This window comes from Tissierella sp. (assembly GCF_032104385.1).
GTDB lineage: Bacteria > Bacillota > Clostridia > Tissierellales > Tissierellaceae > Tissierella.
Window position 1 is genome coordinate 233,856 of the sequence record NZ_DAMCHJ010000002.1, and the last position, 15,246, is coordinate 249,101.

Genomic DNA, 15,246 nt, shown 5'->3' on the forward strand with positions numbered 1-15,246 from the left:
ATTTATACCGAAAGATGAGAGAGGAACTTAAGCCTCTTTCTTCTAAAGAGGTTTTTTATTTAAGCCTCTTTTTAAAGAGGTTTTTGTTTTAAGAATTTAAGGGGTGAATACATTAAATGATTAAAATCCATAATTTATCTAAGGTCTTTACCAACGATAAAGAACAATTAATAGCAGTACAAGATGTAAATATAAATATAAAGAAAGGTGAAATTTTTGGAATTATTGGATTAAGCGGTGCTGGAAAATCAACTTTAATTAGATGCTTAAATAGGCTTGAAGAACCAACAGAAGGAAAGATATTTATAAATGGTATAGACTTAATAAATCTTGATAAAGAAGAACTAAGAAAAGAAAGAAAAGAAATAGGTATGATTTTTCAACATTTTAACTTATTATCTCAAAAAACCGTATATGAAAATATAGCTTTTCCTTTACGTTTGGAAAAAATGGATAATGAAAAAATCCACAATAGAGTTAATGAACTTTTAGAATATGTAGATTTAAAAGATAAAAAAGATAATTATCCTAGCCAATTAAGTGGAGGACAAAAACAAAGAGTAGCCATAGCCAGAGCTATTGCCAATAATCCTAAAATACTACTTAGCGATGAAGGAACCTCGGCATTAGATCCAAAGACTACAAAATCTATATTGGAACTATTAAGAAAAATAAGAAATGAACTAAATATAACCATAGTGATGATAACACACCAAATGGAAGTGGTAAAAGAAATTTGTGATAGAGTTGCTATTATGGAAAATGGAAAAGTTGTAGAAGAAAATACTGTAGAAAATCTCTTTAGAGAACCTAAAACAAAAATCGCACAAACATTTATAAATTCTTTACAAGGTAATATAGAAGAAGAAATTATAAATCCAAGTGATTTTAGGGGAAAAATTATTAGATTGAGTTTTTTAGGTGATAGTGCTAAAAAACCAATTGTATCTAAGGTTATTAGAAAGTTTAATATTGATGTAAATATATTATCTGGGAACATCAATGAATTACAATCCACCAGTGTAGGTCATCTAATATTAGAGTTAATTGGAGAAGAGGAAGAGGTAAATCAAGCTCTTTTATTTCTAAGAAATGAAAATGTTTATGTGGAGGTGATATAATGGCTGAATTAGTTATACCTTCTTTATTTGAAACTCTATATATGGTGTTTTTTTCAACAGTCTTTTCCTTATTAATAGGATTTCCCTTAGGAATTTTATTAGTAATTACAGAAAAAGATAATATCTGGGAAAAACCTATATTTAATAAAATTTTGGGAAGTATTATCAATATATTAAGATCATTACCCTTCATTATTTTAATGATTTTAGTCTTTCCAATTTCAAAACTCATTGTTGGAAAAACCATAGGAACAACAGCTACCATAGTACCCTTATCCATAGCAGCGGCTCCTTTTGTAGCTAGAGTTATGGAAGGAAGTCTAAAGGAAATCGACAAAGGTGTAATAGAATCTAGCCTTGCTATGGGTGCTACAGTTCCGCAGATTGTTGGGAAAGTTCTTATTCCAGAATCTCTTCCTTCTATAGTATCTGGAATAACTTTAACTATAATTAATCTAATTGGATATTCAGCAATGGCTGGTGCCATAGGAGGTGGTGGATTAGGTAATTTAGCTATTCGTTTTGGACTATATAGATTCCAAACAGATGTTATGGTTGTATCCCTTATAGCCATTATAGTCTTAGTTCAAGGAGTACAACTTTTAGGTAATTATATTTCTTTAAAAATAAATAAAAAATAAATGGGGGAATTAAATTGAAAAAATTATTATCACTTTTATTAGTTGTTGTATTATCATTATCAGTAATAGGCTGCAGCAAAAAAACTTCAGATGAAAATGTAATAAAAATAGGTGTATCTCCTGACCCACATGCGAAACTAGTTAGCCTAGTTGTAGATGATTTAAAAAAAGAAGGAATTGAAATTGAAATAATTGAATTCACAGATTATATAAAACCAAACTTAGCTGTTAATGATGGGGAAATAGATGCTAATTTCTTCCAACACGAGCCTTATTTCAATGATTTTAAAGCAAAAGAAAAATTAAATATAGTATCTTTAGGAAAAATTCATGTAGAGCCAATGGCATTATATTCATCTAAATATAAAACTATAGAAGAAATACCTGATGGTGCTGAAATAGCTATACCAAATGATACAGTAAATGGAGGCAGAGCCTTACTACTACTTGAAGCTAATGGATTAATTAAGTTAAAAGATGGAGTTGGATATGAAGCTACTGAAAATGATGTAACTGAAAATCTAAAAAATCTTAAATTTACTCCTCTAGAAGCAGCTTTTCTTCCAAAGTCCTTAGATGGTGTTGATGGTGCCGTAATCAATGGTAACTATGCCCTTGAAGGAGGCCTAAACCCTGTAAAAGATGGTCTTTTAATTGAAGGGGGAGAATCTCCTTATGCTAATCTTATAGCTGTAAGATCTGGAGAAGAAACTCAAGATAAGTTTGTTAAATTATTAAAAGCATTACAATCTGAAAAAGTTAAGAAATATATTGAAGAAAATTATGATGGTGCTGTAGTTCCAGCATTTTAAGAAGACAGAGGCAAGTTTATCTTGCCTCTGTTAATAAATACATGAAATTTATTTGGTTGATTTATATTTTCCCTGAATCTCTATATCTTTCATATTTATTATAAACTGCTTATCATGATTATACATTGGATTATATCTATGGATTGAAATATAGCCTTCTCTTAGTTCCACAGAATTACTTATATTATTTTTTTCTAAAGCAGTATTCTCATATAAGAATATCACCTGCACCAATTTTTTTCGATTCTTAGGATTTTCTGCTATAAAGGTTCCAGTAACATTTTCATTTTTAATAGTTAATCCATCTATATTAATAGTATCTCCATCTATTTTTATAGGTAATTCGGAGCTGATTTCCTTAATCATTCCATTCTTATTTGGATATCCAATTAAGATTAAATTGCCCTGTTTATCTGATTCTGTTAAATCTTTTTCTTCTTTAATCTTAATCTTTGAATTATCATCTTCTTCAACCTTAATTTCTCCCATGCTATCCCTTACTAACATTTGAGTAAATTCTTCAAATTTCATTGAATCTTCTTTAGTTAAATATTCTGGTTTTACTATTATTACCTCTTCTCCTTCTAAGGCGCGGAGAGCTATACTACCTATTATCAATCCATTTCTCTTTTCTGATTCCTTTAAATAACGTTTTTCTTGGTTTCTATATACAGCTTCTCGTTCCTCTCGAGTTAATTTAATATCCGCAGGAGAATAGTTGGGTTTTGTCACTGCATCTTCCAAAGAATTTCTAATATCTTTTCCAGCAACTTTTTCTATTATATCTAATAAATTTTCTATAGTTGCATTTTTAAATTTATACTCTTCAAAATATGTTTTTAATATTTTAATAAATTTTTCTTCCCCTACCTTCTGTTTTAAAGATTCAAAAAAAGCAGGTCCCCTCCTATATATAGTTTCACTATAATCTCCCCATTCTTGAAACTCATCTACACTACTATTTAATGGTAATATATTTAATGGATATATGGAATTTCTTATAGTATAATCAATTCCATTTTGATGTTCTTTTCCATATTCTTTTTCAAAATAGTATGCAGTAGTAAATACAGTTAAAGACTCATCAAGAAAAGGTTCTTCAAATTCATTATTTCCTACTGCTACATACCACCATTGGTGAATAGCTTCATGAACTGCTGCTTCTATTATAAATGGAGCATTTTCTTCTATGTCAATATCTTCTAAATCCCAGTATCCTCCCATTTGTAATACCTGAGGGTATTCCATTGCTCCCCCTCCTAGATATGTTTCCACTATTTTAAGCTCATCATAAGGATATTTTCCTATAATTTTGTTCATAAATTTTACAGTTTTAGCTACTTCATCTAATACCATAATAGCTGTATTCTCTTTTTTTCCTTCTTCCATAATATAATAGTTGCTGATTTTAATACCATCTACTTCTTTAGTTTTCACTTTATATCTATCACTCATAAATATAACAAAATCTCTAACATTTTCAGCTTTTATAACTATAGTCTTATTTTTATCATTTTCTTTTTCCTCTATTATGGTTCCTGTTGGTGCTACTACCATTTTCTTCGGTACAGTAAATACTACATTATAGTTTGAAACATCACTATAGTTAGACTCTCCTATGGGATGGTATGGATTTTCATCCCATTTTCCATCCTTCTCATTATAAATGGATAGTATTGGATACCAATTGGTTAGAGAATAAATTCCTTGTAGATGATGGAAGCGATGATATCCTTCGGGAATCTTTATGGTAAACTCAATTTTTATCTCTGCCTTTTCACCCTTCTTTAAGGGTTCTTCCATATTTATCTTTAGTATCTGATTATCATCTGTGTATTTAACTTCTTCATTATTAATCCTTACACCTTGTACCTTAATATAACCTTTTTGTTCCTCTGTTAATTTTGGTATTTCTTCTCCTTCATGTAAATACATACCACCTATAGCTGGTAATGTTCCGTAGGACTCATAGGCATTCGCATAAAGATGAAACACTAAACTATTTAAGTCTGTATTGTAAGTATTAGTAAAAATAACCTTCTGTTCTCCTTCTACAGTATGATTCTCAGTATTTAAGGTAATATTTATTTCATACTGAGTCAGATTATCTAAATCAGCTGTAAATCCTAATTGAAAACTACTTAATAGAATTACTAAAATTAACGTTATTAATAAAAATCTTTTTTTATTCATGTTATCCCCCCTATTTTTTACATATACATTATAATCTTATCATAAGTCTGCCTAAAGTTCTCAACTAAATATGCGAAAATACTGATAATTTTATCAAGTTATTATTTTTTTATTTTTCAAATTAATAGCCATAGAAAACTTCTATCTTGTTTTTAGAGTCCTCACTATTCCTTAATTCCTTTAATAATTGCTCAGTAAATCCGCCCAATTCATAATTATCAATCTCATTTAAATCTACCCAATCATATTCTTCAGCCTCATCATTTAAAATAACTTCCCATGAATTTGTTTTACACTTATAATCAATAAATATAAAATGCTTTCCTTCATGAAAAGTATCACTAAAAATACTCTCCTTTACACTTATTAATTCAATATCATATATTTCTAATCCAGTTTCTTCAAGTATTTCTCTCTGTAAAGCTTCTTCCATTTTTTCACCTAGTTCAATATGTCCACCAGGAATCACATACTTATTATTCCATTTATGTGACTTGCAAAGAAGTATTTTATTATCAGGATTAAAAATTATAGCTCCAACAGTAGGTTCAGGATATTTCATATCTATTTCACTCCTATATTTATTAATTCGATTTTATTATAATTCTAAAATGTATATTAAACTTAATATTCTAAAGTTCTCTATTAATAATACTTTACAGATTTCTTACTATAACCTATTAAATTTCTTCAAAGATAATAAAGCCTCCAAAGTTAGAATTCCCATCCACTCAATCTTAGAAATCTTCCATTCATCTAAATAGTTATCCCATTCCCATGTAGGTAACATTTTCTTATTTTCTTCAAGTTTAGCTATTAGGTAATCTAAGTTCTTATCTATAAATTTATTATCAATTCCAAAAAAGTTATCAGAGTTAAATTCTGTATGCTCATTCAAATTATCTATGGCATATTTAACAAGTGAAAATATATCTAATTTAGTAACGTATTCTCTATATTCATAAAGATACCCTATTAATTCAGCTGTAGGATTCCCCCATGAATAATCAATAGCTGTCATACCTATATCATTTCTATGCTTCCACCAAGGTGCATGGGGATAGCCATTGACAGTAACTGGAACGCTACACCAACCATTTCTTTCACTATCAAAAGTTGATTCCAGATATTCAATAGCTCTACCAAAACCCCCATCTGAATTTTGAAATTTCTCTAGCATGTCCAATATATCATCACCATTTGAATCATTAAAATAATAATTAAATATGGCTCTCTCTAATGGTCTAGATTCTTTGTTCATATAGACCTTTATTTCATTAAAAAGTTCTTTTGATAATTTCTGCATATTATATTTCCCCTTGTTATCAACTGCTCTTTAACCCTAATTTAGTACTTATCAACACTAGTATTATTTAAGAGTTTATCCATATTATCATAGATATATCCGATTTCCTCTATCTATTTATTCTAGATATGATACAATTTTATTTCTTTAACATTCACCTAGGCTATACATAATCATTCCCTACTTTTATAAAAATCAATTAAATTATGTGCTGCTTCGGAAGTCTCTATATAATTATATATTCTACTAATTTTGTTAAATCCCTTCTTTTTCAAATTAATATTTTCTAAAGCATTCAAAAAAGCATCCAACTTTTGAATCAGATACTTTTTCATTATAAACTTTAATCAAATAAAAAACATTCTGCAAAATGTCCATTTTATATCCGTCTTACAAATAGTTATCTATTCTTTCATAGGGTGAATTAGGTAATATACTTTCAAGTAGAAGCTTTGTATATGTCTGATTTGGATTTGTCATCACCTCTTGACTAATTCCCTGCTCTATTATTTTCCCCTTATATATAACTGCTATATCGTCACTCATATATTTTGTAACACTTAAATCATGAGATATAAATAAATAGGTTAGATTATAATCTTTCTGAATTTCCTTGAGCAAATTTAATATCTGCGCTTGTATAGATATATCTAATGCTGATACAGGCTCATCACATATAAGTACCTCAGGCATTAATAAAAGTGCCCTAGCTATGTTCATCCTTTGACATTGACCTCCACTTAACTGTCTAGGATATCTATGCTTTAAATCTATATCTAGGCCAACCTTCTCTAAAATTTCATCAACTTTTTCATCAGCTATTTTTTTATCAGCTACTTTGTATCTTAGCATAGGTTCTTTCAAGGAAAAATTAAAGTCTTTTTTGGGATCAAAGGATGAATAAGGATCTTGGAAAATCATCTGAATATTTTTTCTAAATTCTTTTCTCTGCTTAATACTATATTTAGAAATATCCTCATCTCTATAAAGTATCCTACCTTCATTAGGCTTTGTTATACCAATTATACATCGACCTATAGTAGTCTTTCCCGAGCCCGATTCCCCTACTAAACCTAATGTCTTACCACTTTCAAGCTCAAGACTAGCATTTGATACTACCTTATCAGTACCATATATCTTAGTTAAATTTTCAACTTTTAATATAACTTCATTATTAATATCCATAGCATCAATTTCCTTTACCTGCATAATGGCATTGTACAAAATGCTCTTTTTCTATCTCAACTAATCTTGGAGTGTTTTTTTTGCAATACTCTGTCCCATAAGAACATCTTGGGGCAAAATCACAGCCCCCTTTTATATCCTTCATATCTATAACTGTACCTTGTAATGTAGGCAACAAACTATCCATCTCCATTTCCATAGTTACTATGGACTCAAGAAGTGCCTTAGTATATGGATGAAGAGGATTATCATAAATATTTTTTACAGATGCAGATTCAACAATATTACCTGCATACATGACATTAACCCTATCACATATATCCCATATAACTCCAAAATTATGAGTTATTATAATAATAGACATATCCAGCTTATCTCTTAGTTCTTTCAACAACTTTAATATTTGGGCTTGAATACTGACATCTAATGCTGTTGTAGGTTCATCCGCAATTAATATTTTAGGATTGCATGATATGGCCATGGCTATAGCTGCTCTTTGTAACATTCCACCTGAAAATTGATGAGGATATTTTTTACTGTTTTTTTCCGGATCTATTATATTCATTTTATCTAATAACTCTATTGCCTTAATGTTTGCCTCTTGCTTTCTAACCTTTTCATGAATTAATATGCTATCACTTATATGTTTCTTAATAGTAAACATTGGATTAAATGCAGACATAGGATTTTGCATAAGATAAGCTATTTCCTTACCTCTTATACTTCTCATTTCTTTATCTGTTAGTTTTTGTAATTCCTTTCCATAATAAATTATTTCTCCAGATACTATTTTACCAGACTTCTCTACAAGTCCCATTATAGATTTAGACATTACACTTTTTCCGCAACCAGACTCTCCTACTATTCCTAGTATTTCTCTTTTATTTAAATTAAAATTAACATCCCTTACTGCCTTTACTATACCATCATCGGTGTAAAACCAAGTATTTAAATTCTTTACTTCAAGTAATTTTTCTGTCATATAGATACCATCCTTTTTATACCATCAGCTTTTTTTCTAATTCTTCACTAATACCAAATAAAATAAGTATCGTTATAGCTAATATTGCACTGGATGAACTAACTAAAGCTGGATATACCTTAATATAAGGAAGTCCTGTCCTTATCATATTTCCCCAGGATGGAAAAGGTGGCTGTATTCCTATTCCAATAAAGCTTAAGGTTGATTCAAATATAATAGTTGTGGCAAAATTGAATATAATTTTAGGTATTAAAGGTGGCATTAAATGTAACAATACATGATCTTTAAATATAAACCTATCTTCAATTCCTAAAGTAGTCAGTACTTCTATAAAAGGTTCATTTTTTATCTTCAATACTAAAGTCCTTACATGTCTAAAGTATACTGGTATTTCTGCTAATGCTATGGATACTACTATGGAATTTAGCCCAACCCCTACAATACCAGATAAAGTTAAGGCTAATATTATAGTTGGAAACGAAAACAAAACCTCCATAATCCTATTAAGTATTGATATGGCAAATCCTGACTTAGTTCCACTTATATATCCAAGGACTGAACCAATAGGAAATGCTACTATCTCAACTATAAAGGCTATAAAAAGGCTGATTCTCCCTCCAAATAATAGCCTTGAAAATATGTCACGACCTAGTTTGTCAGTACCTAATAAAAACCTCTCTGAAGGCTTTTGCCAAGTATCATCTAAATGCATTTCGTTAAAATCATAAGGTGCAATAATAAGTGCTAAAATAGCACCTAGAACAATCAGTAATAAAAGTATTATATTTATATTAAGTAAATAATTTTTAAACAACTTCATTTCTACCTCTCAATCTTGGATCTAGAACATAATGCAAAATATCCATAACAAAATTAATGCTAGTATAAGTAAAAGTACTTAGTAAAATAATCCCCATGATTACAGGATAATCTCTTTTAAAAATTGAATCCACTGCCACTCTTCCTAAACCCGGTATATTAAATACTAGCTCTGCAATAAATGTTCCTTCTAACATCCTACCAAACATCATTCCTAAGCTTGTAGTTACTGGTATTAAGGTATTGGGCATTACCTCTAACACTATAATCCTCATATAACCCATACCTCTTGCTCTACACATATATACATAGGGTTTTCCCAATTCCTCTATTACTAAAGCCCTTACCATTTTAGCTAAACTTAAAGAAGGCCAAAGAGAAATAAAAATAGCCGGAAGGAATAAATGTTTAGGTTGCCCCCATCCTGCTATGGGAAATATCTTTAGTTTCATAGCAAAGATAAATGCTAAGAATATAGCCAATGGTACATCTGGTATTGCTGTTAATATAGCAGTAATAAAATTTAATAGTTTATCAAAAAATTTTCCATTTTTATAAGCTGCTAGGCATCCTAAAACTATACCTAAGATAGCCGATACCGGAAAAGCTAATATTGCTAATTTGAATGTATTTCTAAAGGCTTTGTATATCAAATCATTTACAGACTTGCCTACAAAAAAGTAGCTGTAACCAAAATCAAATTTTAATAAATCCTTTATATACAAAATATATTGCTCTAATAATGGCTTATCTAAATTGTAAATCTTTTTTATATTTTCCATTACCTTTGGTGACACATCTTTTTCGCCAAACATTAAAGCAATAGGGTCTCCTGGCATTACCCTAATAGCTAAAAATGCCAAAAGACTCATTAAGAACATAACAATTATTAAATTAATTGCTTTTTTTCCTATATTTCTTGCCAATGCTAAAACCTCTATTTTACTATATTAATTGTATCGAATGTATCCATTCCTAATCCACTAATCTTCATATCCTTAACATATGGCTTAACTAATAAATAGGCCTTACTTGAATACATTGGTACACAACCAAAATCATCCATTAGTGCTTTCTCAGCTTGTAAATATAATACTCCTCTTTCCTCTTGAGATGAAAGCTTAGCAGCCTCATTTATTGGATTATCATAGTTTGGATTGTTATAATCTGAGAAATTTCTTTTTCCACTACTATGAAAAGCTGTATACATAATACTACGAGCATCTCCATAACTAGCTGTAGAACCAAATATATAAAATGAAACTTTTCTATCTAATAAATCTGAAAGTAAAGCTGAAAAATCTGGACTTTCAAGTTTAACTTCCCAATTTAACTCTTTCTTTAATTGCTCAGCAATATATACTGCATTGTCTTCATCCATTTGCACATATGATAAAATAATAGGTGGTAATGGATTGTTTGCATCATATCCTGCTTCTTTTAATAATTCCCTTGCTTTCTCTGAATTATATTCTAATGGTTTAATATTTTTATCATATACACTAAACCCAACAGGTATAACTCCATATAAAGGATACACTGTATCCTGCATGATTTTCTTAGCCATATCATCTGGGCTTATTACTAATGATATTGCTTGTCTAACTCTTATATCCTTGAAAGGTTCATATAGATTTTGAGACATTCCTAAATAAGTAGCATCTGCTATTGGATATTCTACTAATTCTTTACTTAATTCTGCATCTTCTTTAATTAAATCTAACTGACCCCAAGGTGCTTCTATAACGTCTAATTCTCCATTTTGATACATCATCATTGCAGTTTCTTCTTCTGGTACTACTATGAATTCAAGTCTGTTAAGACCTGGTTTTCCTCTGAAATAATCTTCATGAACTACAAAAACTGTCTTCTCATCCATGCTAAACTCTTCTAGTTTATAAGGTCCTGTACCTGCTGACATTGTTTCCCACCAGTTTTCATCCTTTCCTTCTACAGCTGCTTGCTCAATTATATACAAGGATTCTACACTACAATATTCTGGGAAATAAATCTCTGGTTCAGTAAATTCTATTTCAAATTCATAATCATTTATAATTTTAAATCCTGCTAGCTCTTTAGTTTTGCCATCCATAACCTCATCATATCCAACTATACTTGATAAAAATGATGAACCACCACCGCTATCTCTTGTTGGATCTATGGCATATTCAAAAGTAAACTTAACATCAGATGCTTTTAATTCATTTCCTGAATGAAATTTAACTCCTTGCTCAAGAACAAAGTGATATACTTTTCCTCCATCTTTTGCTTCCCATGATTTTGCAAGACCTGGAATAGTTTTTCCATCTGGTGTCCTATCTGTTAGACCATTATATGATTGTCTAACCATTTCATATGAAAATATATCCTTTAGGTTTGTTGGGTCAATGCTTCCTGGTGATTTCATAACACCATATCTTAAGATTTGTTCTGCTGACTCTTCCTTAGCTGCTGTAGGTTGTTCTTGTGGTGCTTCTGCAACATCCTTTTTACCACAAGCAGTTAAAGACAATACCATGGTTAGTGCTAATAATAGTGCTAAAACTCTTTTCATGTTCATTTTACTTCCTCCTTGTTATTCTTTTGTCTTTGATATATTACATGGTACAGCTTTGCAGGTTATAAATCCTGATATATCATCTCTAAAGTTGTAACCACATATTTCATTTGGATTATATTTACTCCATCCTTCTACTTGGAAAGAACTCCCACCTCCATATGGTATATGGAGAACCCCCTCCATAATATTAGAAATCTTGGCTGGGAATACCATGGAACCAAAAGGTGTTTCAACTTTTACCTTTTCACCATCTTCTATATTAAAATGCTCTGCATCACGCTGACTAATAGCGACATTGACCTCCTTCTCTTTTATAGCAAGCTCCTCAATATTAGAACCGAAGGAATTATATCTAAATAGACTTCTTGCTCCAGTAGTAAGTAAAAATTTATATTTTTCTTCTTTATATCCTAACTCATAAGGGTCTATATACACTGGTAATCCTTCATATCCATACTTTTCTAATATAGTAGATTTTATTTCAAACTTACCTGTTGGAGTTGGAAATCCCTTTTCACCATCTTTTCTTAAATGTCCTGTTTCATATTTTTTATATTTTACTTCTGGTTCTTTTCTTTTTACTCCATAAAGATTTTCCTTTATACCTTTTAATGTGTCCTTATCATCTTTAAAAGCCATTTCTAAGATTTCTCTGTCAGTCTTTGGAAAAAGATGTCCAAAACCAAGTTTGTCAGCTATAGATTGAAGAATAAATATATCATTTTTAGCCTCACCTACTGGCTCTATAATCTTCTCCCTTAGCCTTATACTATCTGGATAATAACAATAGGAAGTATTTTCGTAATAAGTTGTAGCAGGTAAAACTACATCAGCCCACTTACATTCTTCATTCATAAACCTATCTATTACTACTAAAAAATCTAACTTTTTATAAACTGATTTCCAAATATCTTTATTTGGATAGGATAATATAGGAGAGCCTCCTAAAGTAAGCAGACCCTTTACAGGATAAGGATTATCCTCCAATACAGCCTTTGGAAATTCAACAAATTGACCACGACCGCATAGTGCTGAAAATACAGGATATTCTTTTGCCCCTACCGGTATATTATCTATATTAAATTCATACTCTGTTGCCTGTTCTGCTGGATACCTATCTATGTGAAGTCCACCTTTTACATCTAGTTTACCTCCCAGTGCCCATAAGCAATAAATGGCTCTAGTGTTTTGTACTGCACTAGGTTGATATTCTAGGCCGGTATAAAATATAACAGAAGCTTTTTCTGTACTACAAAATATATCCGTTATTTCCTTTATTAATTCTATTTCTATTCCACAACATTTTGAAAGATATTCTAAGGTTAAGGAATTTAAGTACACTATTAAGTCTTCAAAACCATATGTATACTCATGAGCAAATTTCTTATCGTATCTTTCACTATTGATTATTAACTTTAACATTGCCAATATAAGAGCACCATCGGTACCTGGCTTAATGGATACCCAAATATCTGATACTTCGGCAGTCTCGTTCTTTAATGGGTCAATAGTAATTATCTTTGCTCCTCGCTTCTTAGCATTTAATACCTTCCTAAACTGCCCTATCCCTGAATCCGTCTTAGGGTTTGTTCCCCAAGCCAATACTACATCACTATTATCTATATCAGATGTAAATGCCCTACTATATAGTCCAGTTGTAGTAACAGGAGCTAAAATTCTTGAAGCTACATAACAAATTGAACCACTGCTCATATCATTAGGTGAACCAATATGTCCAAAATAATCTATATAAAAATCATTTAAGGAATCTTCTAAAGAACCTCCTCCCATATAACTTGCCAATGCTTTAGAACCATATATAGAAATTATTTTATTAAAGTTTTCACCAACTATATCAATAGCCTCTTCCCATGTGGCTTCTCTAAAGGAAACAGTTCCCTTCCTCTCAGTTCTTATCAAAGGCTTTTTTATACGTCTATCTGAATATACAATATGTGGTGCAACCTTCCCCCTAGGACATAAGTTACCATGAGGTGAGTCTTTATCTGGTAAAACATCTATTATTATGTTGTTTTCCAATACAACGACTACATGACAATTATATGGACATATTCCACATATACCTTTCTTTTTTGTTTGCAATTTTTCATCTCCTCATACACAGATATATTCTCTTGAAATATTAATCAGTGAATATTTTATCATAGGCATGTCCAATTACAATGGTTTTGAATATTGTATTTTTTAATTGATAATCATTATCTATTTATAAAATTTATAGTAAATAAAAAACTATTTCTTTAGGGTTTCATTTCTAAAGAAACAGTTCTATCAAATGTATAGCAAACATGCACACTGTTTGTAATCCACATATCAGCACATAAAAGATTACCTATTAAAATTTTCAACTATCTTATATTAAAGTACCTAATTCCTAAAACTATTTTTTTCTTATTCAAATAAACCATTCATAATTGGAATTATATTAAATAATGGTTCTTCATAGGGATGAATTTTTCTAATAGCTCCAATTGCATCTTTAACATATTCTATTTTACATCTTACTTCAACCTTACATTCCTCCCCTTCACAGATCTCTCCTACTTGCCCATTATAGGGATTGGCTCCTTCTAATGGTTTCCAATATCCTTTAACATTAGTTATAGACATACAGTTATCATAATCTCCTACTCTACAAGCATTTGCTTTATTCAGCTCATCTCTTAACTCTATAACATATTCCTCTGGAATATAGATTTCAATTTTTACCTCTTTAATTTCCATAGTTTTATTTACTCCTTTTTTTATTTAACTTTTATTTTTGCTATGAATTATTTAAATTTCATTTTATACCTTAAGTATTTCTTCAACGTTATAACATGCATTGGATAAAAAGCTTTATAATTATTTTCCAATAATTCTTCCAATTCATTCAATGATATCCATCTAATATTATTTGTTTCATTTGTTCTTTTTAGCAGTTCTCCATTTGCTTTACAGATAAATATCTGCACCATTATAGGGTATGTTCCTTGAATATTTTGACTGCATGAAAAAGGAATATAATTTAAAACCTTATAGCCATTTTCCTCAAAAATTATAGTTTCATCCTCACCTTCAATATATGTAACTCTTAGTCCTGTTTCTTCCAAAACCTCCCTTCTTAGACAATCAAAAATATTTTCAAATTCTCTAATCTTTCCTGCAGGAATTTCAATTAATCCCGATTCTATTTTAGCATCATCTTTATACCTATCTTGAATTAATATATAATCTATTCCAGATATGTTTTTCTCAATTATTCCTCCTACAGCAGGTTTAGAAAAAAACTCCATAGCTTTATTCTCCTAAGTTTATATCTCTATCCTTAATAAATACGGTGGTTCTCCTTTTACAATTCAATTCTCTAACTTATATATCCCTTATTTCATTATTTATGACCTTTACAATACAAAAAGATTGCATATTAAATATAATATTCTTTGGAAAATTTCATGTGAAGACAATGAAATTTTCTTTATCTAAATATAAAACTTAGAACAAATACTTGATGATGTTGTAGTTCCAACATCTCAATGTGATATAGAAAAGTAGATGGTGCTTTTTTCCATCTACTTTATTTATAAACTTTGAAATTTAAAAATATCTTTCATCCCATTATAAATT

14 protein-coding genes and 1 riboswitch (1 of these 15 cut by a window edge) are annotated in these 15,246 nt (G+C 30.0%); of the genes, 3 read left to right on the top strand and 11 right to left on the bottom strand.

Going from position 1 to position 15,246, the window contains the following annotated elements:
* Positions 1-21, top strand: a riboswitch (SAM riboswitch); it begins 94 nt to the left of the window's first position.
* Between the two features lie 95 nt (positions 22-116).
* Genes RT714_RS03110 through RT714_RS03120 form a run of 3 tightly spaced genes read left to right on the top strand, consistent with a single transcriptional unit; the run spans position 117 to position 2,574 of the window.
* Complete coding sequence (locus RT714_RS03110) at positions 117-1,121, top strand: ATP-binding cassette domain-containing protein (protein ID WP_313756149.1); 1,005 nt, start codon at positions 117-119, stop codon at positions 1,119-1,121.
* Complete coding sequence (locus tag RT714_RS03115) at positions 1,121-1,762, top strand: methionine ABC transporter permease (RefSeq protein ID WP_115322192.1); 642 nt, start codon at positions 1,121-1,123, stop codon at positions 1,760-1,762. The genes RT714_RS03110 and RT714_RS03115 overlap by 1 nt, the downstream gene beginning before the upstream one ends.
* A 14-nt stretch (positions 1,763-1,776) precedes the next feature.
* On the top strand, positions 1,777-2,574 hold the full coding sequence (locus RT714_RS03120; protein ID WP_313756150.1) for a MetQ/NlpA family ABC transporter substrate-binding protein: 798 nt from the start codon (positions 1,777-1,779) through the stop codon (positions 2,572-2,574).
* A gap of 48 nt (positions 2,575-2,622) precedes the next feature.
* Here the strand turns inward: RT714_RS03120 and RT714_RS03125 are convergent, their stop codons facing one another.
* The 11 genes from RT714_RS03125 to RT714_RS03175 all read right to left on the bottom strand — a co-directional run bounded on the left by RT714_RS03125 (position 2,623) and on the right by RT714_RS03175 (position 14,915).
* On the bottom strand, positions 2,623-4,767 hold the full coding sequence (locus RT714_RS03125; RefSeq protein ID WP_313756151.1) for a M1 family metallopeptidase: 2,145 nt from the start codon (positions 4,765-4,767) through the stop codon (positions 2,623-2,625).
* A gap of 121 nt (positions 4,768-4,888) precedes the next feature.
* Positions 4,889-5,329, bottom strand: a complete 441-nt coding sequence (locus RT714_RS03130) for an NUDIX domain-containing protein (protein ID WP_313756152.1) — start codon at positions 5,327-5,329, stop codon at positions 4,889-4,891.
* A 108-nt stretch (positions 5,330-5,437) separates the two neighbouring features.
* A complete protein-coding gene (locus tag RT714_RS03135) occupies positions 5,438-6,073 on the bottom strand; it encodes a hypothetical protein (RefSeq protein WP_313756153.1) in 636 nt (211 codons plus the stop codon).
* A gap of 390 nt (positions 6,074-6,463) precedes the next feature.
* Positions 6,464-7,282 (bottom strand): dipeptide/oligopeptide/nickel ABC transporter ATP-binding protein, encoded by an 819-nt coding sequence (locus RT714_RS03140; protein WP_313756154.1) that lies wholly within the window; start codon positions 7,280-7,282, stop codon positions 6,464-6,466.
* The gene (locus tag RT714_RS03145; protein ID WP_313756155.1) at positions 7,263-8,240 is read right to left on the bottom strand and encodes an ABC transporter ATP-binding protein; all 978 of its coding nucleotides are present in this window, start codon (positions 8,238-8,240) and stop codon (positions 7,263-7,265) included. The genes RT714_RS03140 and RT714_RS03145 overlap by 20 nt, the downstream gene beginning before the upstream one ends.
* A gap of 16 nt (positions 8,241-8,256) precedes the next feature.
* On the bottom strand, positions 8,257-9,060 hold the full coding sequence (locus RT714_RS03150; RefSeq protein ID WP_313756156.1) for an ABC transporter permease: 804 nt from the start codon (positions 9,058-9,060) through the stop codon (positions 8,257-8,259).
* Positions 9,047-9,985, bottom strand: a complete 939-nt coding sequence (locus RT714_RS03155; RefSeq protein WP_313756157.1) for an ABC transporter permease — start codon at positions 9,983-9,985, stop codon at positions 9,047-9,049. The genes RT714_RS03150 and RT714_RS03155 overlap by 14 nt, the downstream gene beginning before the upstream one ends.
* A gap of 11 nt (positions 9,986-9,996) precedes the next feature.
* Entirely contained in the window at positions 9,997-11,619 is a 1,623-nt protein-coding gene (locus RT714_RS03160) for an ABC transporter substrate-binding protein (RefSeq protein ID WP_313756158.1), read from the bottom strand.
* 15 nt (positions 11,620-11,634) lie between these two features.
* Positions 11,635-13,722: a molybdopterin-dependent oxidoreductase gene (locus tag RT714_RS03165; RefSeq protein ID WP_313756159.1), complete on the bottom strand. Its 2,088-nt coding sequence runs from the start codon at positions 13,720-13,722 to the stop codon at positions 11,635-11,637.
* 309 nt (positions 13,723-14,031) lie between these two features.
* Complete coding sequence (locus RT714_RS03170) at positions 14,032-14,364, bottom strand: hypothetical protein (RefSeq protein WP_313756160.1); 333 nt, start codon at positions 14,362-14,364, stop codon at positions 14,032-14,034.
* A 47-nt stretch (positions 14,365-14,411) separates the two neighbouring features.
* The gene (locus RT714_RS03175; RefSeq protein WP_313756161.1) at positions 14,412-14,915 is read right to left on the bottom strand and encodes an NUDIX domain-containing protein; all 504 of its coding nucleotides are present in this window, start codon (positions 14,913-14,915) and stop codon (positions 14,412-14,414) included.
* Between the last annotated feature and the right edge of the window lie 331 nt (positions 14,916-15,246).